The 23,262-nt window shown below is 63.1% G+C and carries 19 protein-coding genes and 4 tRNA genes; 9 read left to right on the top strand and 14 right to left on the bottom strand.

Annotated features, from left to right (window positions below):
* Nucleotides 1-6: 6 nt before the first annotated feature.
* On the top strand, nt 7-972 hold the full coding sequence (locus PVV54_RS06525) for an EAL domain-containing protein (RefSeq protein WP_274909150.1): 966 nt from the start codon (nt 7-9) through the stop codon (nt 970-972).
* Between the two features lie 40 nt (nt 973-1,012).
* On the opposite strand, the gene PVV54_RS06520 is transcribed toward PVV54_RS06525, so the two are convergent.
* The 6 genes from PVV54_RS06520 to PVV54_RS06495 all read right to left on the bottom strand — a co-directional run bounded on the left by PVV54_RS06520 (nt 1,013) and on the right by PVV54_RS06495 (nt 5,462).
* A complete protein-coding gene (locus PVV54_RS06520; RefSeq protein ID WP_274909149.1) occupies nt 1,013-1,387 on the bottom strand; it encodes a hypothetical protein in 375 nt (124 codons plus the stop codon).
* On the bottom strand, nt 1,384-1,719 hold the full coding sequence (locus tag PVV54_RS06515; protein WP_274909148.1) for a helix-turn-helix domain-containing protein: 336 nt from the start codon (nt 1,717-1,719) through the stop codon (nt 1,384-1,386). Before PVV54_RS06515 ends, PVV54_RS06520 begins: the two co-directional genes overlap by 4 nt.
* Nucleotides 1,720-1,819: 100 nt before the next feature.
* Nucleotides 1,820-2,260 (bottom strand): YkvA family protein, encoded by a 441-nt coding sequence (locus PVV54_RS06510; RefSeq protein ID WP_274909147.1) that lies wholly within the window; start codon nt 2,258-2,260, stop codon nt 1,820-1,822.
* Nucleotides 2,261-2,498: 238 nt separating this feature from the next.
* Nucleotides 2,499-3,251 carry an FKBP-type peptidyl-prolyl cis-trans isomerase gene (locus PVV54_RS06505; RefSeq protein WP_274909146.1) on the bottom strand — a complete coding sequence of 251 codons (753 nt, stop codon included), beginning with the start codon at nt 3,249-3,251 and terminating at the stop codon, nt 2,499-2,501.
* Between the two features lie 338 nt (nt 3,252-3,589).
* Nucleotides 3,590-4,522 (bottom strand): pca operon transcription factor PcaQ, encoded by a 933-nt coding sequence (gene pcaQ, locus PVV54_RS06500; protein ID WP_274909145.1) that lies wholly within the window; start codon nt 4,520-4,522, stop codon nt 3,590-3,592.
* Nucleotides 4,523-4,532: 10 nt separating this feature from the next.
* Nucleotides 4,533-5,462, bottom strand: a complete 930-nt coding sequence (locus tag PVV54_RS06495; RefSeq protein WP_274909144.1) for a helix-turn-helix transcriptional regulator — start codon at nt 5,460-5,462, stop codon at nt 4,533-4,535.
* A gap of 346 nt (nt 5,463-5,808) precedes the next feature.
* On the opposite strand from PVV54_RS06495, the gene PVV54_RS06490 reads away from it, so the two are divergent.
* From PVV54_RS06490 to PVV54_RS06475, 4 genes are all read left to right on the top strand, one after another.
* Entirely contained in the window at nt 5,809-7,152 is a 1,344-nt protein-coding gene (locus PVV54_RS06490; RefSeq protein WP_274909143.1) for an MFS transporter, read from the top strand.
* 218 nt (nt 7,153-7,370) lie between these two features.
* Nucleotides 7,371-8,081: a fumarylacetoacetate hydrolase family protein gene (locus PVV54_RS06485; protein ID WP_274909142.1), complete on the top strand. Its 711-nt coding sequence runs from the start codon at nt 7,371-7,373 to the stop codon at nt 8,079-8,081.
* A 17-nt stretch (nt 8,082-8,098) separates the two neighbouring features.
* Nucleotides 8,099-8,857, top strand: a complete 759-nt coding sequence (locus PVV54_RS06480; RefSeq protein WP_274909141.1) for an SDR family oxidoreductase — start codon at nt 8,099-8,101, stop codon at nt 8,855-8,857.
* A 24-nt stretch (nt 8,858-8,881) separates the two neighbouring features.
* Nucleotides 8,882-9,832 (top strand): 2-hydroxyacid dehydrogenase, encoded by a 951-nt coding sequence (locus tag PVV54_RS06475; protein ID WP_274909140.1) that lies wholly within the window; start codon nt 8,882-8,884, stop codon nt 9,830-9,832.
* Between the two features lie 98 nt (nt 9,833-9,930).
* On the opposite strand, the gene nirD is transcribed toward PVV54_RS06475, so the two are convergent.
* The 3 genes from nirD to PVV54_RS06460 form a co-directional block, all read right to left on the bottom strand.
* Nucleotides 9,931-10,287: a nitrite reductase small subunit NirD gene (gene nirD, locus PVV54_RS06470; RefSeq protein ID WP_274909139.1), complete on the bottom strand. Its 357-nt coding sequence runs from the start codon at nt 10,285-10,287 to the stop codon at nt 9,931-9,933.
* Nucleotides 10,287-12,839 carry a nitrite reductase large subunit NirB gene (gene nirB / locus PVV54_RS06465; protein WP_274909138.1) on the bottom strand — a complete coding sequence of 851 codons (2,553 nt, stop codon included), beginning with the start codon at nt 12,837-12,839 and terminating at the stop codon, nt 10,287-10,289. The genes nirD and nirB overlap by 1 nt, the downstream gene beginning before the upstream one ends.
* A gap of 280 nt (nt 12,840-13,119) precedes the next feature.
* On the bottom strand, nt 13,120-16,848 hold the full coding sequence (locus PVV54_RS06460) for a bifunctional nitrate reductase/sulfite reductase flavoprotein subunit alpha (protein WP_274909137.1): 3,729 nt from the start codon (nt 16,846-16,848) through the stop codon (nt 13,120-13,122).
* A 334-nt stretch (nt 16,849-17,182) separates the two neighbouring features.
* Here PVV54_RS06460 and map point away from each other — a divergent pair, with 334 nt between their 5' ends.
* Nucleotides 17,183-17,959: a type I methionyl aminopeptidase gene (gene map, locus PVV54_RS06455; RefSeq protein WP_274909136.1), complete on the top strand. Its 777-nt coding sequence runs from the start codon at nt 17,183-17,185 to the stop codon at nt 17,957-17,959.
* Between the two features lie 91 nt (nt 17,960-18,050).
* Here the strand turns inward: map and PVV54_RS06450 are convergent.
* From PVV54_RS06450 to PVV54_RS06435, 4 genes are all read right to left on the bottom strand, one after another.
* Nucleotides 18,051-18,127 (bottom strand) — tRNA-Asp (locus PVV54_RS06450).
* 13 nt (nt 18,128-18,140) lie between these two features.
* Nucleotides 18,141-18,216 (bottom strand) — tRNA-Val (locus tag PVV54_RS06445).
* Between the two features lie 165 nt (nt 18,217-18,381).
* A tRNA-Asp gene (locus PVV54_RS06440) sits at nt 18,382-18,458 on the bottom strand.
* 13 nt (nt 18,459-18,471) lie between these two features.
* Nucleotides 18,472-18,547, bottom strand: a tRNA-Val gene (locus tag PVV54_RS06435).
* Nucleotides 18,548-18,762: 215 nt separating this feature from the next.
* Between PVV54_RS06435 and rdgC the strand changes: the two genes are divergently transcribed.
* The 3 genes from rdgC (at nt 18,763) to sugE (ending at nt 21,298) form a co-directional block, all read left to right on the top strand.
* Nucleotides 18,763-19,683 carry a recombination-associated protein RdgC gene (gene rdgC, locus PVV54_RS06430; RefSeq protein WP_274909135.1) on the top strand — a complete coding sequence of 307 codons (921 nt, stop codon included), beginning with the start codon at nt 18,763-18,765 and terminating at the stop codon, nt 19,681-19,683.
* A 127-nt stretch (nt 19,684-19,810) separates the two neighbouring features.
* Nucleotides 19,811-20,776, top strand: a complete 966-nt coding sequence (locus PVV54_RS06425) for a bile acid:sodium symporter family protein (protein ID WP_274909134.1) — start codon at nt 19,811-19,813, stop codon at nt 20,774-20,776.
* 204 nt (nt 20,777-20,980) lie between these two features.
* Entirely contained in the window at nt 20,981-21,298 is a 318-nt protein-coding gene (sugE, locus tag PVV54_RS06420; RefSeq protein ID WP_274909133.1) for a quaternary ammonium compound efflux SMR transporter SugE, read from the top strand.
* A gap of 9 nt (nt 21,299-21,307) precedes the next feature.
* Here the strand turns inward: sugE and PVV54_RS06415 are convergent, their stop codons facing one another.
* A complete protein-coding gene (locus tag PVV54_RS06415) occupies nt 21,308-23,185 on the bottom strand; it encodes a 1-acyl-sn-glycerol-3-phosphate acyltransferase (protein ID WP_274909132.1) in 1,878 nt (625 codons plus the stop codon).
* Nucleotides 23,186-23,262: the final 77 nt, after the last annotated feature.

Below are 23,262 nucleotides of genomic sequence, written 5' to 3'. Positions count from 1 at the left end.
GCCGTCATGACCGTTGTCGAACAGCTCAGTGCATTGAGTGCCATTTTGGCTCAGCGCAGCATTCATAGCCTGTTTCAGCCGATCATGTGCCTGAGCGAGGGGCGCGTGCACGGCCACGAAGCCTTGAGCCGGGGGCCGTCCAACAGCCCGCTGCATTCGCCCCTGAACCTGTTTGCCATTGCACGTCAGGCGGGCCACCTGACCGAACTGGAAAGCGTTTGCCGGGAGAGCGCTTGCCGGCGTTTCAGCGAGCAACAGCTGGGCGGCAAGTTGTACCTGAACGTCTCCCCGGAGTCGCTGCTGGAGCCGCACTACCCCTCCGGGCGCACGTTGAAGCTGCTGGAGCAGGTTGGCCTAGCACCCAGCCAGGTCGTGATCGAGCTGACCGAGCAGACGCCCACCGATGATTTTCAGCTGCTTTCCAACGCGCTGCACCATTACCGCGACATGGGGTTTTCCATTGCCCTGGATGACTTGGGTGCGGGGTATTCAAGCCTGCGTTTGTGGTCGGAGCTGCGCCCGGAGTACGTGAAGATCGACCGGCATTTCATTGATGGCATCCACCAGGACCCACTCAAGCGCGAGTTCGTGGGGTCGATCCTGCAGATTGCCCGAGCGTCACGGGCGCAGGTGATTGCCGAGGGGATCGAGCTGGCCGAGGAGTTGGAGGTGTTGAGGGAGATGGGGGTGGACCTGGTGCAGGGGTATTTGCTGGGGCGGCCGCAGGAGCTGGGGGTTCGGGAGGGGCAGCAGGTGTTGGCGCATCTGATGCCTGTGACATTGACCGAGCAACCCACGGTGGGGTTGAACGCAACGATCGGGCAGATCATCGAGTTGTTTGGGCGGCACGGGCATTTGGAGTCGCTGGAGGTACTGGGCAGCGATGGCAAGCCTTGTGGGCTGGTTCACAGGAATGCATTGCCTGTAGTGGCCTCATCGCGGATAAATCCGCTCCTACAGGGAGCCGTGTAGGAGCAGATTCATCCGCGATGAGGCCAACACAGGCAATACATCAAGCCGTCTCGGGATAGGCATACTCAAACACCCGCACCACCTCGGAAGCATGCCACGACGCCGCCTCCATCCCATCCACCGGCCCGGCAAAACGCCCCAGGCGCTCCACGCATTCAAAAAAGCCGGTGCGCGGCAAGCGGCTGGCCCCTTGGCTGATCACCAGCGAACTGCGCAACGGCTGCTCGGCACGGGCATCAAGCACGGCGAGATACTCCAGTGCAGCCGTCAGCGTCTGCATGGCCGGGCTGGGCAGCTGCAAACGCTCGATCAACGCGCGGTAGGTAAGCAGGTGGCGTTGTCGTCGGGCCAGGTCAAGTTCGTCCAGCAGGTTTTGCCAATGCTGTCGGCTGATCCTGACCTGGACCTGGCTCATGATGGCTCGCTCCAGCCTGCCACGCCCAGGTGCCACGCCAACGCTCGACGAATCGCATCGTTCGGCTCACGCTCACCCGACTCGATCATGCTGAGGTAGGCCGGGCTCACGCCCACGTTACGCGCCAGCGCCTCCGGGGCAATACCCTTGGCCTGGCGCAGCTGTGCCACTTCAGTAAAGGCTGGCAGGCTGGCACTCGGAGCCTGCACGGTTTCTTCGACGGCAACCTCGGCAGGTGCCTGGCCCGCGGCCTTGAGCAGTGCCTGATACTGCTCCCAGGGAACCACGGCGTACTCGGGTTGACCGTCCCGGCTGATGACCTGAATACCCATAACAACCCCCTAACGTAGGATTACGGCATGTAATCCGTAGGCATAATGCTTATGCCAATTATATTACCAAGCCCGGGAGTCTGTGGGGACTTGCTCTTTTTCAGTGCGTATCGCGCTCCAGGTGCAAGGCCTCTGGCGTAGCCGGCAAGCGCTCGACCACACGCAAACGCTCCGGCGCCTGGCTGTCGCGCCAGGCCTTGAAACGGGCCAACTCATCGGCCACGGTCTTCAGCACCCAACCCAACACAGCGATGTCATCGAGAAATCCAACTCCCAGCAACCAGTCAGGAATGGCATCGATGGGGCTGACGAAGTACAGCAAGCCTGCCACCACGGTGACCAAAGCCTTGGGGCTGACTGCCCGGTACTCGCCGCGCCACCATGCCAGGCACAGCGACTGCAAAAGCTTGATGTCCTCACGCAATTGGCCAATACGCGGGCCTTTGCGCGCCACGGCAAACAGCAACGCCGGCAGCCGGCCGCGGCTGAGCAGGCGCTCGGCAAGGGGCAGGAAGCGGGCGAAGTTCCAGGGTGCGCTCATGGTGCCTCCAATAACGAAAGGGTTATCCACATTTATTGTGGATAACCTTGTGAACAGGGCAGAGTTTCCGCCCGCAGGTGCCCACGAGGCAAGGGCCACGGTCAGATCGGGCGTTTTTTACACAGTCGTTTCAATTGGCGCAAACGATTTGCACCTGGTATCGGACACTGCCCCGCACGCAGGGTTCTGAAACGACAACGCCCCGTCTGAGCGGGGCGTTGTGATGTGGCAAGCCGTGTTACTGGGCTGGAGCTTCAGCCGGGGCTTCGCCTTCAGGCACTTCACCTTGCAGCTTGGCCGGGTCTTTGATGGCGATCAGTTCCAGATCGAACACCAGCACCGAGTTGGCCGGGATCAGCGGGCTCGGGCTCTGGGCACCGTAGGCCAGTTCAGCCGGGATGAACAGCTTGTACTTCTCACCCACGTGCATCAGTTGCAGGCCTTCGACCCAACCCGGGATCACGCCACTGACCGGCAGGTCGATCGGGCTGCCGCGCTCGACCGAGCTGTCGAACACCTTGCCATCGATCAGCTTGCCTTCGTAGTGAACGGTAACCACGTCGGACGCTTTAGGCTGTGGGCCGTCGGCCTTCTTGACCACTTCGTACTGCAGGCCCGAAGCGGTGGTGACAACACCTGGCTTCTTGCCGTTCTCTTCGAGGAATTTCTTACCGGCCGAAGCGGCTTCTTCGCTGGCCTTGGCCAGGCGCTCTTCCGCGCGCTTTTGCAGGGCGGTGAAGGCTTCTACCAGCTCTTCATCCTTGATGCGCTGCTCTTTTTTGCCAACGGCGTCTTCGATGCCGAGGGCGACGGCTTTGGAATCAAGGTCTTCCATGCCTTCCTGAGCCAGGCTCTTGCCCATGTTCAGGCCGATGCCGTAGGAGGCTTTTTCTGCCGGAGTCTTCAGCTCGGGGGTGCTGGCCTGCTGGTCGCAACCCGCCAGTACCAGGCCTACCAGGGCAACCGCAGCCGCCAGACGATGCTGTTTCATGCTATTTCCTTGTTCATGCGCCATGAGGGCAATCAGGGTAAAGCCGCGAGCTTATCAGGCGGCCGTTACCAATGGCTACCGGCATAAGAGCGGGTTCTGGCTGGGAAGTTCAGTGCTTAAAACGTTATTCATCCTTGGGCTTGCAGCCATTGGCCAGTATTGACCCTTTGTGACGGGTTTGCAGGGTTTTGTGGCTATTTATTTCGGCGGGTTCTGAAGGATATTCTCCGTGTGAGATCGAGCGGCGCTGGCGCGCCGCATCGCGGATGAATCCGCTCCTACACCACTCCTGTAGGAGCGGATTCATCCGCGATGCGCCACTGCGTGGCGCCACATTTCTAGGGATACGCCCCTTCCCGATACTGGCCCGCAACCTCGCGCAACACCTCGCACACCCACTGCCCCGGCAGGCTCTGGGGCAATGCGGCATTGCGGCAAATCCCCACCGACCCGCCCGGCTCACGCACGCCAAGGTCGAGTTCGGCCAACTCGCCGCGCCGCAAATCGAGCACCACCGCATCACGCGGCGCCACCCACACACCATCGCTGCCCAGCAGATAGCGCCGGCTCAGTGCCAGCGACAACGTCTCCAGCCGCTGCGCCGGCATCTGGATGCCGCATTGCACGAACAGGCTGTCGGCATGCTGGCGGATCGTCGTGCCCGGTGGCGGCAGCACCAGTGGGTAACGCGCCACCTGTTGGCGGTCCACCGGTGCATTGGTCAACAGCGGGTGCCCCGGCCGTACCACCAATGCCATCGATTCGCTGTACAGATGCTCGAACGACAACCCCTGAATCTGCGGGCTGTCGGTCATGCGCCCGACCACCAGTTCCAGCTCCCCCAGGTGCAACTGCCCCAGCAGCTGCGCACTGACCCCGGTCACCACACTGATCACCAGCCCCTCGTGGCGTTGATGCAGCCGGCACAGTACCTCGGGCATCAGCAAGCCTTCCACGGTGGACAACACACCAATGCGCACTTGCGACGGCGCCCGAGCCTCGCCCCGCAGGCTGTTAACACCATCACGCAGCGCCTGCACGCTGGGGCCGGCGTAACGCATGAAGCGCGTGCCTGCCGGGGTCAGCTCCACGCCCTGGCGGCTGCGCTCGAACAGGCGCGCCTCAAGCAGGTCTTCGAGCTCTTTGAGGGTTTTGGAAATCGCCGGCTGGCTGATGGCCAGGATGTCGGCAGCCCTGGCCAGGCTGCCCTGCCGGGCAATCTCCAGAAAGCACAGCAGGTGGCGGTACTTGATGCGGGTGTCGAGGTTCATGCCCGCAAGCTTAACGCATCGCCACCTGCGGCGTATCCGGGTCGCGTTGCTGGCGGCGGAACTGGCCCGGTGGCAGGCCATGAATCTGCCGAAAGCGCCGGGAGAAATAAGCCTCATCGGCAAAACCGCACAACCGCGCCACTTCACCCACCGGGCGGCTGCCGTTGAGCAGGTAATTGCGGGCGGCATGCATGCGCCGCTCCAGCACCAGCTCGCTGAAGGTTTTGCCGATTTCCTTGCGCAGCCAGTGGGTCAGGTAGGTGGGCGACAGGTAGGTGGCCGCGGCCACTTTTTGCAGGTTCAGGTCGGGGTCGTCGATGTGGCGGCGCAGGTACTCGCTCATGCGGCCCAGCGCTGCGCGGCGGCTGAGCTGGGCGGCGTTGCTTTCGGCCAGCTCGCGAAGCGGTTCGGCGTACAGGCCGCACACCTGGCCTATCAGCTGCAGCAGCAGGCCTTTGAGCACTTCGCGGGTGCCGAAACGGCGGTTGGCATCCAGCTCACGCATTTGCGTCAGGATGCGGCGAATCTCGCCGAAGTCGCTGTCATCCAGGCAAAAATCCATGTGTTCCTGAAAGCGGAATGGGGACAGTTCCGGTGCCTGCAGGATTGACACTTCTTCAAGGTCCATCGGGTCGCAGGCCAGGTGCGGCAGCAAGAAGGTCTGGGAGAAGTTGATCACCATGAAGTCGCTGTCGGCCGGATGCGGAATCACATGCACCCGGTGCGGCAGGATGAAGGCCAGGGTGTTGCGCTTGAACGGGCGTTGCACGCTGCCGATGTGCTGCACCGTATCGCCGCCAAAGTTGACTTGGATCTGAAAATATTCGTGGCGGTGGGGCGCGGTCTCGGCGGGGCGGCCACGCTGGTCGCGGATGTGAAAATCCATCAGCTCGCTGCGCTGCTGCATGACGTAGGTCGGGACCTCGCGCTTGGGGGGCATCGGGGGTGTCTCCGCATTGTTGTTATGGTGATGGCTGTGCCACCCGGAATTCTGAATGCCAACCCCTCGGCTGGCAACAAGTCGTACGATGACATCACTCACGAATTTATCCGCAACTTCAAAAACCCCCGGTGCACTAAACCCCTGCAACCCGCGAAATTCCGAGCCTCCAGCAAAAAAAACTTCCAGAACCCCCGTTTAGGAATTTTTTGGACACCTCAACCTTTCCCCCTCCCCTGTGAAAAAAACGGTCTAAACCGCCCGTTGCATTTGCGACGTTGTACGACCACCTTAAAAAAGGGACTGCAGCCCAACCTCTACCAACAACAACAAACGAGGTCGACTCATGTCGAGCACCCCTACCTCCCGCACAGCGGCGCCTGCGTTCGCCCTGGACGCGGCCCCCGCGCAACGCCTGCCCACCCGCCGCCGCTGGTTCATGCTGGCGCTGCTACTGGTGGCAACCATCATCAACTACGTCGACCGGGTGAACATTTCCATCGCGGCACCGTTCATGGCCAAGGACCTGGGCCTGGACAAAGTCGAGATGGGCCTGATCTTCTCCGCCTTCGCCTGGACCTACGCCCTGGCTCTGGTGCCTGCCGGCTTCATTGCCGATCGCTTCGGCTCGCGCCTGACCTATGGCGTATCGCTGATCAGCTGGTCGGCCGTCACCGTGGCCCAGGGCCTGGCCAGCGGCTTTGCCTCGCTGTTCGGCCTGCGCCTGGCAGTTGGCGCCATGGAGGCACCGGCCTTCCCCGCCAACAGCCGCGCGGTCACGGTGTGGTTCCCCGCCCGCGAGCGCGGCATGGCCAGCAGCATCTACGTGTGCGGCCAGTATCTGGGCACGGCGCTGTTCACCGGCGCACTGCTGTGGCTGGCCACCACCTACGACTGGCGCCACGTGTTCTACAGCACTGGCCTGGTGGGCATCTTGTTTGGCGTGGTGTGGCTGTTTTTGTACCGCGACCCGCTGAACTGCAAGAAAGTCAGCAAGGAAGAACTGGCCTACATCGAAAACGGCGGCGGGCTGGTGAAAAGCAGCCAGGAACGCACCAAGTTCAACTGGCGCCAGGTGGCTGAACTGTTCCGCTACCGCCAGGTGTGGGCGATTTGCCTGGGCAAGTTCGCCAGTACCTCGGCCCTGTACTTTTTCCTCACCTGGTTCCCCACCTACCTGATCGAAGAGCGCCAGCTCACCCTGATCAAGGTCGGCATATTCGCGGTGATGCCATTTATTGGCGCCACGGTGGGCATCCTGCTGGCGGGCATCGTGTCGGACTTGCTCATCCGCAAAGGTTATTCGCTGTCGTTCGCCCGCAAGCTGCCGCTGGTGGTGGGTTCGATGCTGGGCATGTCGATCGTGCTGGTGAACTTCACCGACTCCAACGTGCTGTGCATCGCCATTCTGACCCTGGCGTTCTTTGCCCAAGGCATTGCCTCTTCGTCGTGGGCGGCGGTGTCGGAAGTGGCGCCCAAGCAGCTGATCGGCCTGACCGGCGGGATTACCAGCCTGGCCGCGAACATCGGCGGCATCGTCACGCCAATCGTGATCGGCGCCATCGTGCAGGCCAGTGGCTCGTTCGCCATGGCGTTCTGGTTTATCGGCGGTGTGGCGCTGATGGGCACGCTTTCGTACTCACTGTTACTTGGGAAGCTGTTCCGGATCGAGCTGAAGACGGCTGCCTGATCAGAGGCATGCATCAGCTGTACCGGCCCTTTCGCGGCTAAAGCCGCTCCTACAGAGGCCACGCGGGCCCTGAGGGCAGCGCTTTACCTGTAGGAGCGGCTTTAGCCGCGAACAGGCCGGGAAAGGTTACTTGGATAGTCCAAGCAGCCCACGTTTTCGTCCAACTTTACCGGCCAGCGCATGGCTACGCTGGCCACTCCCCTACCGAGGACTCACCCATGACCTACCTGTTCAACCCGCCGGCCACCGTCAGCCTGCCCATCGAGGGCAGCACTGCGCGCTTTCCGGTCGGCCGGGTGTTCTGCCTGGGCCGCAACTACCCCTGGCCCGAATCCGCAGGCCCGGCCCCCAGCGAGCCGGTGTTCTTCATGAAGCCCGCCAGCAACGTGGTCGAAGCCCAGGGCGAACTGCCCTTCCCGCCGCTGACCGACGAGTTTTGCCATGAAATCGAGCTGGTAGTGGCCATTGCCGAAGGCGGCGCCAACATCCCCCCGGAACAGGCACTGGACCACATTTACGGCTTTGCCGTGGGCCTGGACCTGACCCGCCGCGACCACCAGCGCAAGGCCAAAAGTGAAGGCCTGCCGTGGGAAGGCGCCAAGGTGTTCGACGCTTCCGCGCCCATGACTGCCGTGGTCCCGGCCAGCCAACGCCATTGGCCGCTGGACGGTGCCTTGTGGCTAAAGGTCAACGGCCAGGAGCGCCAGCGCGCCCACCTTGGCAGCCAGACCTGGCCACTGGCCGAAGTGATCAGCCGCCTCTCCCGGCAACTGCCGCTGCGCCCTGGTGACCTGATCATGACCGGCAGCCCGCCCGGCGTCGCGCCACTGAACCCCGGGGACGTCATTGATGCCGGCATCGACGGCATCGGCGAACTGCAACTGCGCGTCGGCCCACGCCCCACCGGCCAAGCCGCCAACGCCGCCTGAACTCACGGAGCACGCACATGACCCAGAACAAGAAAATCGCTTTGGTCACCGGCGCCGGCAGCGGCATCGGCCGGGCCGTCGCCCTCGCCCTGCTGCAGGACGGCTTCAGCCTGGTGCTGGCCGGCCGGCGCGCCGAACCTCTGGAAGCAGTAGCCGAGCAGATCCGCGCGGCCGGCGGCGAAGCCCTGCCCGTACCCACCGACGTGCGTGATGAACACAGCGTCGCGCAGCTGTTCGCCACCATCGAAGAAGTGCACGGCCGCCTGGACGTGATCTTCAACAACGCAGGCATCAACGCCCCTGCTGTACCGGTGGACGAACTGCCGCTGGAGAACTGGCGCAACCTCATGGCCACCAACGTTGATGGGGTGTTCCTGTGCGCCCGCGCCGCGTTCGGCCTGATGCGCCGCCAGCAGCCACAAGGCGGGCGCATCATCAACAACGGCTCGATCTCGGCCCACACCCCACGCCCGTTCACCGCGCCCTACACCGCCAGCAAGCACGCCGTGCTGGGCATCACCAAGGCCCTGGCGCTGGATGGCCGCCCCTACAACATCGTGTGCAGCCAGGTGGACATCGGCAACGCCCTGACCGAGCTGTCCGAGCGCATGACCCGTGGCGTGCGCCAGGCCAATGGCGAGATCGCCGCCGAGCCGATGCTCGACGTGCGTCATGTGGCGGATGCGGTGCGCTACATCGCCGCCCTGCCGCTGGACGCCAACGTGCTGAACATGACCGTGATGGCCAGCAACATGCCTTTTGTCGGCCGTGGCTGACCCCCGCTATTAATGGAGTGAGCGATGAAACCTGAAGTCCTGCAACTGAGCCCGATCCTGATCCCGGCCATCCGCGAACGCCTGGAAGCCCTGTTCACCGTGCACCGTTATTACGAGCAGACCGACAAAGAGGCTTACGTCAGCACCCATGCCGAGCACATTCGTGGCGTGATCACCGGCGGCCACACCGGCATCAGCCAGGCGTTGATGGCGCGCCTGCCCAACCTTGAGGTGATTGCCGTCAATGGTGTGGGCACCGATGCCGTGGACCTGGCCTACGCCCGTGACCGTGGCATCCAGGTCACCGCCACCATCGGCGCACTGACCGAGGACGTGGCCGACCTGGCCATCGGCCTGCTGATTGGCGTGTGCCGTGGGCTGTGCACCGGCGACCGCTTCGTGCGCGCCGGCAAATGGGCCACCAGCGCCACGCCGCTGGCACCGCTGCCGCTGGCGCGGCAGGTGTCGGGCATGCGCGTGGGCATCGTCGGCATGGGCCGGGTGGGCCGCGCGGTGGCGCAGCGGGCGGCGGCGTTTGGCTGCCCGATCAGCTACACCGACCTGCAGGCGCTGGATGTGCCTTACGGGTTTGAGCCGGACCTCAAGCAACTGGCCAAAAACAGCGACGCGCTGATTCTGGCTGCTGCCGCCGACAAGGGTGAAGCGCTGATCAACCGCGAGGTGCTGCAGGCGCTGGGGGCTGATGGTTACCTGATCAACATCGCCCGCGGCAAGCTGGTGGATGAGCCGGCATTGATTGCAGCGCTTGAAGCCGGCGAAATTGCCGGGGCCGCACTGGATGTGTTTGCCGACGAGCCGCGTGCACCTGAAGCACTGTTCGAGCGCGACGATGTGGTGCTGCAGCCGCACCGGGCCAGTGCCACGGTGCAGACCCGCACACGCATGGGCGAAATGGTGGTGGCCAGCCTGGTGGATGTGTTTGCCGGGCGCAAGCCGCAGGGGTTGGTGATCTAGGTAACCTGATCTGGCCAATCGCGGCGGTCCGACGTCTCGGTAAATCCGCTCCTACACGCGAATCCTTGTAGGAGCGGATTCATCCGCGAGAGGCCTGTTCAGGAAACCGCGACTTCCACAGCCCCCCCATTCATCCGCACCGGCCACACCCGCAACCGCTGCCCGTCATCTTCCAGGCACCGCCCGCTCTGCAAGCTGAAATGCTGCTTGTACAACGGCGCCGCCACCACCAGTTCCCCCTGCAAGCTCCCCACCAACCCACGGCCAATAATGTTGGCCCCGGAGCGTGGGTCGCGGTTGTCCACCGCATAAAGCCCCTGCCCCGGCAGGTAGAACACCGCCACCTGGGCACCGTCCAGCCACACCACCACACCGGAATCGGCTACCAAATCATCCGTCATACACACCGCTTGCCAGTTGGCCTGCTCGGCCACAGCCACATTGGACAGGTTCATCACACAGCCTCCTCGACGGTAGGAATAAGGTGCAGGCCCGCAGCCGGCCGGCGCTGCTCACGCTCACGTACAAAGTGCACGTCCGGGTCGGCACGCCGGTCGTTGACGAAGGTGCGGAAGCGCTTGAGCTTTTCGGGGTCTTTCAGGGCGTTGGCCCACTCGCATTCGTAGCGGTCGACCACATGCTGCATCTGCGCCTCCAGTTCGGCGGCCAGGCCCAGGCTGTCGTCGAGGATCACCGCCTTGAGGTAATCCAGCCCGCCCTCCAGGTTTTCGCGCCATACCGAGGTGCGCTGCAGCTTGTCGGCAGTGCGGATATAGAACATCAGCACCCGGTCGATCAGCCGCACCAGGGTTTCGTCGTCCAGGTCGGTGGCAAACAGCTCGGCGTGGCGCGGGCGCATGCCGCCGTTGCCGCACACGTACAGGTTCCAGCCCTTGTCGGTGGCAATCACGCCAATGTCCTTGCTTTGCGCTTCAGCGCATTCGCGGGTGCAGCCAGATACCGCGAACTTGAGCTTGTGCGGGCTGCGCAGGCCTTTGTAGCGGTCCTCCAGGCGCAGGGCCATGGCCACGCTGTCCTGCACGCCGTAGCGGCACCAGGTGCTGCCGACACACGACTTCACGGTGCGGGTGGATTTACCGTAGGCATGGCCGGTTTCGAAGCCTGCCTCGATCAGCTCACCCCAGATCAACGGCAGTTCGTGCAACTGCGCGCCGAACAGGTCGATGCGCTGGCCGCCGGTGATCTTGGTGTAGAGGTCGTACTTTTTCGCCACCTGGCCGATCACGATCAGCTTGTCGGGCGTGATTTCGCCACCGGGGATGCGCGGCACCACCGAGTAGGTGCCGTTTTTCTGCATATTGGCCATGAAGGTGTCGTTGGTGTCCTGCAGGGGCACCAGCGACGGGTCCATGATCGGCTGGTTCCAGCACGAGGCGAGGATGGAGCCCACGGTGGGTTTGCAGATGTCGCAGCCGACGTGACCTTTGCCATGGCGCTCAAGCAATTCGTTGAAGGTGCGGATGCCCTCGACCCGCACCAGGCTGTAAAGCTCCTGGCGGGTGTAGGCAAAGTGCTCGCACAGGCTTTTGTCCACGGCCACGCCACGGGCGGTGAGCTCGTGCTCGAACACTTGCTTGAGCAGCGCCGCGCAGCCGCCGCAACCACTGGCGGCCTTGGTGCAGGCCTTGACGGCGCTCAGGTCACCGCAACCACCGTCGATGGCTGCGCACACCGCGCCCTTGCTGACGTTGTGGCAGGAGCAGATGGTGGCGCTGTCGGGCAAGGCATCGGCGCCAAGGGCCGGGGCGCCGCCACCTTGCGGCAGGATCAACGCCGCCGGGTCGGCCGGCAGGGTGATGCCGTTCTGGGCGTATTGCAGCAGGGTGTCGTAATAGCTGTTGTCACCCACCAGCACCGCGCCGAGCACGTGCTTGCCGCTGGCGTCCACCACCAGCCGGCGGTACGCCGCGTTGGCCTCGTCTATGAAACGGTAGCTGCGCGAGCCCGGGGTGGCGCCGTGGGCATCGCCAATGGAGCCGACGTCGACGCCCAGCAGCTTGAGCTTGGTCGACATGTCAGCCCCGGTGAACTCGCCAGCGGCTTCACCCAGCAGCAGTGCCGCGAGGTTGCGGGCCATGCTGTAGCCCGGGGCCACCAGGCCGAACACACTGCCGTTCCACGAGGCGCATTCGCCGATGGCGAAGATGCGCGGGTCGCTGGTGCGGCAGTGGTTGTCGATCATTACGCCACCGCGCGCGGCGATGTCCAGGCCGCTGGCCCGGCCCAGCGCGTCTTGCGGGCGGATGCCGGCAGAAAACACGATGAGGTCGGTTTCCAGGTGCTCGCCACCGTCGAAGTTCATGCGGTAGCGGTAGGTTTCGCCCGCGCTGATCGACTGGGTGGCGCGCGACAGGTGCACGCCTACGCCCAACGCTTCGATCTGCGCCTTGAGCGCCGCGCCGCCTTCGTTGTCGAGCTGCACCGGCATCAGGCGTGGGGCAAATTCCACCACATGGGCTTCCAGGCCCAGGGACTTCAAGGCGTTGGCGGCTTCAAGGCCGAGCAGGCCACCGCCGACCACCACCCCGCGCCGTGCTTCGCTGGCAGCAGTGCGAATGGCATCAAGGTCGTCGAGAGTGCGATAGACCAGGCGGGCATTGCCGCTGGAGCCTTCGATCGGCGGCACGAACGGGTAGGAGCCAGTGGCCAGCACCAGCTGATCGTAACCGTAGCGGCCCTCGCCGGTGACCACTTCACAGCGTTCGCGGTCAATCTCCAGCACGGCCTGGCCGAGGTGCAAGTGCACACCGTTGTCGCCGTAAAAGCCTTGCCCGCAGAGGGCCAGGGTTTCGGCGCAACTGCCGCTGAAGTATTCGGACAAGTGCACGCGGTCGTAGGCGCGCTGGCGCTCTTCGCCAAACACATGCAGTTCGAAGCGCGCCAGGGCGCCGCGTTCGACCAGCTGCTCGACACAGTGGTGGCCGACCATGCCGTTGCCGATGATGACCAGACGTTCTCGTTGCCCGCCGTTCGCTGTTGCCTTCATAGCCGATCCTCGATCAAAAAAAAAGCGCCTGGAGCCGAAGCTCCAGGCGCCTTTGCCTGTATTCATCACGGTGTGTGCCCGGGTTGATCGCCGTTGACCAAGGGGGCTGATTGTAGTTTGGGTCAAGCAGGGAGTGTGCCAGGTGGCGGCCTGCACCGGCCTCTCGCGGATAAATCCGCTCCTACAGGCCTGCGTGGCCTGTGTAGGAGCGGATTTATCCGCGAATGGCCATCATAGGAAACGCACATCCAAGGTGCATCACTCCCCATCCCGGTGCATTTCAATACACATCACGCCGATACCGCCTGGCCTTGCTGAACGCCTCCATGTAGCTATCGGCATCCACCCCGCCATGTTCGACAATGATCTGGCGCAAGGCGGCATCCACGTCTTTGGCCATCCGCTGCGCATCCCCGCAAATGTAGAAATACGCCCCTGCCTGCAGCCAGCGCCACAGCTCTGCGCCCTGTTCCAGCATGCGCTGCTGCACGTACACCTTCTCGGCCTGGTCGCGGGAGAACGCCGTGCTCAATCGTAGGTGCCCCGCCGCCTGCCACGCCTGTAACTGTTCCCGGTAATAGAAGTCGGTAGCCGCATACTGCTCGCCAAAAAACAGCCAGTTCTGCCCGGTGGCCCCGCGTGCTTCACGTTCTTCGAGAAACGCCCTGAACGGCGCGATACCGGTACCTGGGCCAACCATGATCACCGGCGCGCTGTCGTCGTCAGGCAAGCGAAAGTGCTTCGATACCTGCGGGAAAATACCCACCTTGAATGACGCGCCCCGGTCGGCCAGAAAGGCCGAACACACGCCTTTGCGCTCACCATAACGCACGGTCGAAACAGTCAGGTGCACCTGGCCCGGGTGCGCTTTGGGGCTCGAACTGATCGAGTACAACCGGGGCTGCAGCGGCTTGAGCAGGGCAAGCCAGCTGGCTAGCGGCAAGTGCTGGGGGAACGTCCGCAGCACATCGGCCAGCTGCCGCCCCCACAGCCAGTTTTGCAGTTCGGCCTTGCACTCGGGCAACAGCAGGTGCTGCAAGTCGTTCGAGTGCTCGCTGAAAGCTTGCAGTTGCTGCGGGGTGACCTTGGTAATGTCCAGATGCACTTCCAGCGCTTCGGCCAACGGCATTGCAGGCAAACCGTTGAGTTCGACCGGCATGTGGCCATCCAGCTGCATCAATGCCAGCAACTCCGCAACCAGCGCCGGGCAGTTACGCGGCCAAACGCCAAGGGCATCGCCGGCCTCGTAAGCGAAGTCACTGCCGCCCAGGTCGAACACCACCTGGCGCGTTTCCTTGCTGGCGCCCGGGCCGTTCAGCAGGCGGTTTTCCAGCAAGGTGGCGGGCAGGGGCGTTTGCTTGCTGAACGTGGCGGTAACCTCCGATTCAGGCATTGGTATAGGAATACTGGCCCCGCCCAGTTCGGGTATCAAGGCTTCGAGCCAGGCACTGAAGGCGGCGTCAACGTCCGCCTCGCAATCAACCCGTGGCAGCAAGCGTCGCCCGCCCAGGTCGGCCAGCCTTTGGTCGAGCTTGCGCCCGAAACCGCAAAACTGGTCGTAGTTGGAATCACCCAACGCCAGCACGGCGTAAGGCATTTCGTCACAAAAGTTGCCCACATCGCCCTGCAACGCCCGCCAGAACGCTGCGCCACTATCGGGGGCATCGCCATCGCCGAAGGTACTGGCAATAAGCACCACGCTGGCTGCGCCCTGCAATTGCAGCGGGCTGACAGCCTCCATGCTGTTGAGCTGGGCGTTCAGGCCGGCAGCGCGCAACTGCTGCACGCAGCGTTCGGCCAGGCGTTCACTGTTGCCGGTTTGCGATGCCCACAGCACTTGATGCCCCGAAACCTCGAAAGGCTGCGCCGCATCCAGTTCGAGCGCATCGATACGCTCGCCAGCCACGCGTTCCAGGGCCACGGCGCAGTGCTTGAAGGCTGGCTGCAGCGACACGGGGTCGACTGCGTCACAGGTCACGGCATTGATGGCCAGTTGCTCGCCGATCACATCGTTCCAGTGAAATGGCGCAAAACAATTGCCGGGCATTACCCGGTCGCTGACCCGAGCAGGCAGCACCGCCTGGCCGCGACGCGAACGGATGGCGACCTGGTCTTTGTCGGCGATGCCCAGCTGCTGGGCATCTTGCGGGTGGATTTCAACGTACGGGCCGGGCTCGAGCTTGTTCAGCGCGGGCACTTTGCCAGTCTTGGTCAGGGTGTGCCATTGGTGCTGCACGCGGCCGGTGTTGAGTACCAAAGGGAAATCGGCGCCCGGCATTTCAGGCGCTGGCAGCCAGGGCCGGGCGAAGAAGCGGGCCTTGCCGCTGGGGGTCGGAAACACCAGTGTGCCAGTGTCGACATAGCGCAGTGGGCTGCGGTCATCTTCACGATCAGGGGCGCTGGGCCACTGGTGAGGCTTGTTACGCAATTGCGTGTAGCCGATGCCACGTAGGTCGTAGCCGCTGGCGGGGTTGTTGAAACGGCGTATTTCGTCGTACACCGCTTCGGCGTCGGGGTAGTCGAAGGCCTCGGCGTAGCCCATGGCGCAAGCGACTCTGGCAATGATCTGCCAGTCCGGCAGGCTGTCGCCCGGGGCGTCTACGGCGCGGGGCATCAATGTCAGGTTGCGCTCGCTGTTGATCATCACGCCCTCACCTTCGGCCCACAATGCGGCGGGCAGGAGGATATCGGCGTAGTGGTTGGTTTCGGTGTCGAGGAAGGCGTCCTGGGTAATCACCAGTTCGGCTTGCTGCAAGCCATCGATCACCTGCTGGCGGTTGGCCACGCTGGCCACCGGGTTGCTGCAAATGATCCAGCAGGCTTTCACTGCACCGGCCTTCATCTGTTCGAACAGGGCGATGGTGCCTTCACCGCTTTCAGCGCGCAGGGTGCCGGTGGCCAGCCCCCACTGGTTCTCGACGAATCCGCGATCGGCTTCGACCAGCGCGGAGCGTTGGCCCGGCAGGCCAGGCCCCATGTAGCCCATTTCGCGGCCGCCCATGGCATTGGGCTGGCCGGTGAGCGAGAACGGCCCGCTGCCGGGGCGGCAAATGGCACCGGTGGCCAGGTGCAGGTTGCACAGTGCATTGCTGTGCCAGGTGCCGTGCACGCTCTGGTTCAGGCCCATGGTCCAGCAGCTCATCCAGGCCCCGGCGGTGCCGATCCATTCGGCGGCCTGGCGGATGTCCGCTTCGCTCAGGCCAGTGATTGCGGCCACGCGCTCGGGGGTGTAGTCCGCGAGGAATGCCGGCAGTTCCTCCCAGCCCTCGGTGTGCGCGGCGATAAAAGCAGGATCGGTGTGGCCATTGTGGTGCAACAGGTACAGCAGGCCGTTGAGCAGGGCCATGTCGCTACCGGGGCGCACTTGCAGGAACAGGTCGGCCTTGTCGGCGGTGGCGGTGCGGCGCGGGTCGACCACGATCAGCTTGGCGCCGGCCTTGAGCCGGTCGAGCAGGCGCAGGAACAGGATCGGGTGGCAGTCGGCCATGTTGGCGCCGATCACCAGGAATACGTCGGCACGGTCGAAGTCCTGGTAACTGCCGGGTGGGCCGTCGGCGCCAAGTGACAGCTTGTAACCACTGCTGGCGCTGGCCATGCACAGGCGCGAGTTGGATTCGATGTGGCGGGTGCGGATGAAACCTTTGGCGAGTTTGTTGGCCAGGTACTGGGCTTCCAGCGACATTTGCCCGGAAACGTACAGCGCCACGGCGTCGGGGCCGTGCTGGTCGATGATGGTGCGCAGGCGCCAGGCGGCCTGGTTGATGGCCTGATCGAGGCTGCTGCGTACCGGCTGCTGATTGCGCGGGTGGCGAACGTAGGCGTTTTCCATGCGCCCCGCAGCGGTCAACGGTACGTGGGCGGTGAGGCCCTTGGTGCAGAGCCGCCCGAAGTTGGCCGGGTGCTGCTTGTCGCCGGCAATTTTCACCACCTTGCCGTCAGCCACGCTCATGACAATGCCGCAGCCGACGCCGCAATAGGGGCACACGCTGCGCACTTCGCTATTGGCCATGAGGGGTCTCCGTTAAAAACGCAAAAAGGCGCCGGCTGCCCGGGCTTGCGGATGGCAAGCGGGCAACACGGCGCCTTTGTCGTGGGGTGTGGGCGATCGACGTTGATGGCCCGGATAGTGGCAAGCCAGCAAATTGTGGGCCAGCTGTGCCGGCCCTTTCGCGGGTAAACCCGCTCCCACAGGATCACCACAGCCTTTTATAAGTGCGAAGTACCTGTGGGAGCGGGTTTACCCGCGAAAGGGCCGGCACAGGCAACGCACCACGCGGTGGCAAGCCAAGACCTCGAAGCGCTATGCTGGCGCAATTTCCAACACGAGCAACGCCCCCTCCCCCATGTCCCAAGTGATTCTCAAGACCCCCGCCCAACTTGCCCTGATGCGCAACGCCGGCCAACTGCTGGCCAAGGTGTTCGCCGACCTCGACGGTTTCATCCGCCCTGGCGTGACCACGATGCAGATCAACGACCGCGCCGAAGCGTTCATCATCGACACGCTAAAGGCACGCCCCGCCAGCAAAGGGCAATACGGTTTCCCCTACTCGCTCAACACCTCGGTGGACCACGTGGTTTGCCACGGCATGCCCAAGGCCGATGAAGTGTTGAAAGAAGGCTCGATCATCAACGTCGACATCACCCTGGAACAGGGTGGCTACATCGCTGACTCTTCGAAGATGTACGCCATTGGCCAGGTCAGTGATGAAGCACGTCGGCTGGTCGAAACCACCTACGACGCGTTGTGGAAAGGCATCGGGCAAGTGCGCCCCGGCGCCACGCTGGGTGATATCGGGCACGCCGTACAGGCCCATGCCGAAGCCGCTGGCTACAGCGTGGTGCGCGAGTATTGCGGGCATGGCATCGGCCAGCAGATGCACGAAGGGCCGGAAGTGTTGCACTACGGGCAACGCGGCATGGGCATGAAGCTCAAGCCGGGGATGGTGTTCACCATTGAGCCGATGATCAACCAGGGCGGGCGCGGCACCCGGACCTTACGCGATGGCTGGACGGTTATTACCCGTGACCACACGCTGTCGGCGCAGTGGGAGCATACGGTGGCGGTGACGGAAGATGGGGTTGAGGTGCTGACGTTGCGGGAAGAAGAGCGCACTCGCTGAGTGTGCTTGAACCGCGAAGCAAAAAAAAAGCGACCCTAAGGTCGCTTTTTTTGTAACTTCCGGGTGTTCAGTAGGCCCTGGAAGTTGAATATGGCGCAGCGGACGGGACTCGAACCCGCGACCCCCGGCGTGACAGGCCGGTATTCTAACCGACTGAACTACCGCTGCGCTATTCATCGAGTGGTGGGTGATGACGGGATCGAACCGCCGACCCTCTGCTTGTAAGGCAGATGCTCTCCCGGCTGAGCTAATCACCCTTCGTCTCGGTGAGGCGCGCATTCTACGGAGGAACTTTTACGCTGGCAAGCCTTTCGCGTAATTATTTTTCATCACCGCATACTAAAAATCAGGAAAAAAAAAGCGACCTATAAGGTCGCTTTTTTGTAACTTCCGGGTGTTCAGTGGGCCCTGGAAGTTGAATATGGCGCAGCGGACGGGACTCGAACCCGCGACCCCCGGCGTGACAGGCCGGTATTCTAACCGACTGAACTACCGCTGCGCTATACATCGAGTGGTGGGTGATGACGGGATCGAACCGCCGACCCTCTGCTTGTAAGGCAGATGCTCTCCCGGCTGAGCTAATCACCCTTCGTCTCGGTGTGGCGCGCATTCTACGGTTGACCAATCGTGCTGGCAAGCACTTTTTCAATTTTTTTCACGAAAAAATATCAGCCGTATCAAAGACCTAGCGCAATCCGGTTTTTCTCGGCGTTTAACGGTTGCTGGCCCTATGACAGGGTTGGCCTGAAGGCGCTGCTCGGAGAATAATGCCCGGCTTATGCATTAAGGAGAGATCGCCCCCCATGTGGTTCAAGAACCTGCTGTCCTACCGCCTGACCCAGGAAATCCCGTTCGAGGCTGAAGCACTGGAAGCCGCCCTGGCCAGCAAGCCGGCCCGCCCCTGCGCCAGCCAGGAGCTGACCACCTACGGTTTCGTGGCCCCCTTCGGCAAAGGCGAAGACGCCCCACTGGTGCATGTGAGCGGTGAGTACCTGCTGATTGCCGCACGCAAGGAAGAGCGCATCCTGCCCAGCAGCGTGGTCAACGATGCGGTCAAGGAAAAGGTCGAAGAGATCGAGACCGAGCAGATGCGCAAGGTCTACAAAAAGGAACGCGACCAGATCAAGGACGAAATCATCCAGGCCTTCCTGCCGCGTGCGTTCATCCGCCGCTCGATGATCTTCGCCGCCATCGCCCCGCGCCTGGGCATGATTTTGGTCAACTCGGCCAGCGCCAAGCGCGCCGAAGACCTGCTTTCGACCCTGCGTGAAGTGATCGGCTCGCTGCCGGTACGCCCGGCCACCGTGAAAATTGCCCCTACGGCCACCATGACCGACTGGGTCAAGTCGCAGCAGGCCGCCGAAGGCTTCTATGTACTGGACGAATGCGAACTGCGTGATACCGCCGAAGACGGCGGCATCGTGCGCTGCAAGCGCCAGGACCTGACCGGCGAGGAAATCCAGCTGCACCTGAGCACGGGCAAAGTGGTCACCCAGCTGGCCCTGGCCTGGCAGGACAAGCTGTCGTTCATCCTCGACGACAAGATGGTCATCAAACGCCTGAAGTTCGAAGAACTGCTGCAGGAGCAAGCCGAACAAGATGGTGGCGATGAGGCGGCGCAGCAGTTCGATGCCAGCTTCCAGCTGATGATGATGACCTTTGCCGAGTTCCTGCCGGTGCTGTTCGAGGCGTTGGGCGGTGAAGAGATTCCGCAAGGGGTGTAATAAGCAGGGCCGGCCTCATCGCGGATGAATCCGCTCCTACAGGTTGAGTGGTTCCCCTGTAGGAGCGGATTTATCCGCGAGACGTCCGTGAAATTTACCGCTACCTATAAATAGAAAAGGACCTCCCATGCGCGCCCTCGCCGCCTTCAGCCGCTTCGTCGGCAACACCTTCGCCCTCTGGGTGCTGGTGTTTGCCTGCCTGGCCTTCCTGCAACCGCAATGGTTCGTCGCCCTCAAGGTGGCCATCGTGCCGCTGCTGGGCCTGGTGATGTTCGGCATGGGCCTTACGCTCAAGCTCGACGACTTTGCCGCCCTCGCCCGCCAACCCTGGCGCGTGGCGCTGGGCGTGGTGGCGCATTTCGTGATCATGCCGGGCATGGCGTGGCTGCTGTGCCAGCTGTTCCACTTGCCGGCCGAAATTGCGGTGGGCGTGATTCTGGTGGGTTGCTGCCCGAGCGGCACGGCGTCGAACGTGATGGTGTGGTTGTCCAAGGGTGACCTGGCGCTGGCCGTGGCCATCGCGGCAGTCACGACCCTGCTGGCGCCGCTGCTGACCCCGGCCTTGATCTGGTTCCTGGCCTCGGCCTGGCTGCCGGTGTCCTTCATGGACATGTTCTGGTCGATCCTGCAGTTGGTGATGCTGCCAATCGTGCTCGGCGTGGTGGCCCAGCGCCTGCTCGGTGCGCGGGTGCAGTTGGCGGTGCAAGTGCTGCCACTGGTGTCGGTGGTGAGCATCGTCATGATCGTGTGCGCGGTGGTGGCGGCCAGCCAGGCGAAGATTGCCGAGTCGGGGCTGCTGATCATGGCTGTGGTCATGCTGCATAACAGCTTCGGTTACCTGCTGGGTTACCTGACCGGCAAGTTCTGCAAACTGCCGCTGGCCCAGCGCAAGGCGCTGGCGCTGGAGGTGGGCATGCAGAATTCCGGGCTGGGGGCTGCGCTGGCGGCGGCGCACTTCTCGCCGTTGGCGGCGGTGCCGAGTGCGTTGTTCAGTGTTTGGCACAACATTTCGGGGGCGTTGCTTTCTACCTGGTTCAGGCGGATGGAAGAGCCTGGGGAAACCGTTCAGAGCGGGGAGCCAGCTCGGCATTGATGATGGATTTGCCGGCCTCATCGCGGATAAATCCGCTCCTACACGGGCATTGTAGGAGCGGATTTATCCGCGATGAGGCCGGTACAGACTTGCCCATTTCTGCACAAATGTGCACTATAGTGCCCACTGTGAGGACGGCCTCACGACGCACCGCGTGACCGCATCCGGGGACGGCCCCATCATTCAAACGATGGAGACACTCTCATGTCCTGGATCATCCTGTTCTTTGCCGGCCTGTTCGAAGTCGGCTGGGCTGTCGGCCTGAAATACACCGACGGTTTCACCAAACCGCTCCCCACCATTCTTACCGTCGGCGCCATGGTCATCAGCCTGGGCTTGCTGGGCCTGGCGATGAAAGAACTGCCGCTGGGCACTGCCTATGCCATCTGGACCGGCGTTGGCGCCGTGGGTACGGTCATCGCCGGCATCATCCTGTTCGGTGAATCCATGGCCTTGGTGCGGTTGGTGAGTGTTGCGCTGATCGTCACCGGCCTGATCGGCCTCAAGATCAGCGCAAGCTGACCTGCCCCTTCAGCGCAAATCCCCGCGCAAACGGCTGACCTGCTCGCGCAGGGCCTCGGGCTGCGCCGCCTCCACCGGGATGGCGGTGCCAGCCACGATGGTCACCCGCGACCACAAGCGTTTGAAGAACCCTTTTGCCGGGTCGCGGCTGAAGAAGCTACCCCACAACCCCTGCAACGCCAGCGGAATTACCGGCACCGGGGTTTCTTCCAGAATGCGGTTCACGCCCCCTTTGAACACATCGATCTCACCATCACCGGTCAGCTTGCCTTCCGGGAAGATGCACACCAGTTCGCCTGCCGCCAGGTACTGAGCGATACGGGCGAAGGCACGCTCGTAGGTCGCCAGGTCTTCGTTGCGCCCGGCAATCGGGATGGCGCCGGCGGTGCGGAACACAAAGTTGAGCACCGGCAGGTTGTAGATCTTGTAGTACATGACGAAGCGAATCGGCCGACGAATCGCCCCGCCCAGCAGCAGCGCATCCACGAACGACACATGGTTGCACACCAGCAACGCGGCGCCTTCATCGGGAATACGCTCCAGGTCACGGTGCGCCACACGGTACATCGAGTGGCTGAGCAGCCAGATCAGGAAGCGCATGGTGAACTCGGGCACGATGCGGAAGATGTAGGCATTGACCAGCACGTTGAGCAGCGACACCACCAGGAACAGCTGCGGGATGCTCAACTCTGCCAGGCCGAGCAGGACCATGGTGAGGACCGCCGACACCACCATGAACAATGCGTTGAGGATGTTGTTGGCGGCAATCACACGGGCGCGCTCGCCCTCGGCGGTACGCGCCTGAATCAGCGCATACAACGGCACGATGTAGAAGCCGCCGAACACACCCAGGCCAACGATCGACAGCAGGATCCACCAGGCTTCGCTCATGCCCAGCAGCGCCAGCCAGTCGTGGGGAACGGGGGCGGCCGGTACGTCGCCGGAATGCCACCACCAGAGCAGGCCGAACAGGGTCAGGCCAAACGAGCCAAACGGCACCAGGCCAATCTCGACCTTACGCCCGCTCAGGCGTTCGCACAGCAGCGAACCCAGGGCGATGCCCACCGAGAACAAGGTCAGCACCAAGGTGACGACAGTGCCATCGCCGTGCAGCCAGTCTTTGGCGTAGGCCGGAATCTGGGTCAGGTAGATGGCGCCGACAAACCAGAACCACGAGTTGCCGACAATCGAGCGCGACACCGCAGGCGTTTGCCCCAGGCCCATGCGCAAGATCGCCCAGGATTGCTTGAAGATGTTCCAGTCCAGCGGCATCTGTGGCGAAACGGCCGCCGCCCTTGGGATCCAGCGGCTGGCCAGGTAGCCCAGCACAGCGGTGCCGACCACACCACCGGCCACCACCGATGCGTAGCTGTCGCTGGCCATCATCACCCCGGCGCCAATGGTGCCGGCGAGGATGGCCAGGAACGTGCCCATTTCCACCAGGCCGTTGCCGCCCACCAGTTCTTCTTCACGCAGTGCCTGGGGCAGAATTGAATATTTCACCGGGCCGAACAGTGCCGAGTGGGTACCCATGCCGAATAGCGCGACCAGCATCAGGGTGAGGTGGTCGGTCGCAAAACCGACGGCGCCTACGGCCATGATGCCGATTTCTGCCAGTTTGATAGCGCGTATCAGCGCGTCCTTGGCGAACTTCTCGCCAAACTGGCCGCCCAGCGCCGAGAACAGAAAGAACGGCAGAATGAACAGCAGCGCGCACAGGTTGACCCAGATCGACCGGTCACCCTCACCCAGGCTGAGCTTGAACAAAATGGCCAGGATCAGCGACTGCTTGAACAGGTTGTCGTTGAAAGCACCCAGCAATTGGGTGATGAAGAACGGCAAGAAACGGCGCTTGCCGAGCAGGGTGAATTGCGAAGGGTGACTCATCGTCCATGGTCCTGAGTGGGGCCGTGAGTGGCCGTTGCCTGATTAGAATGCCTCAAAAGGGGCCGAGGCCACATCCA

The organism is Pseudomonas sp. PSKL.D1, assembly GCF_028898945.1.
In the GTDB taxonomy this organism is placed as follows: Bacteria; Pseudomonadota; Gammaproteobacteria; order Pseudomonadales; family Pseudomonadaceae; genus Aquipseudomonas.
This window is presented reverse-complemented; position numbering and strand designations above follow the sequence as displayed.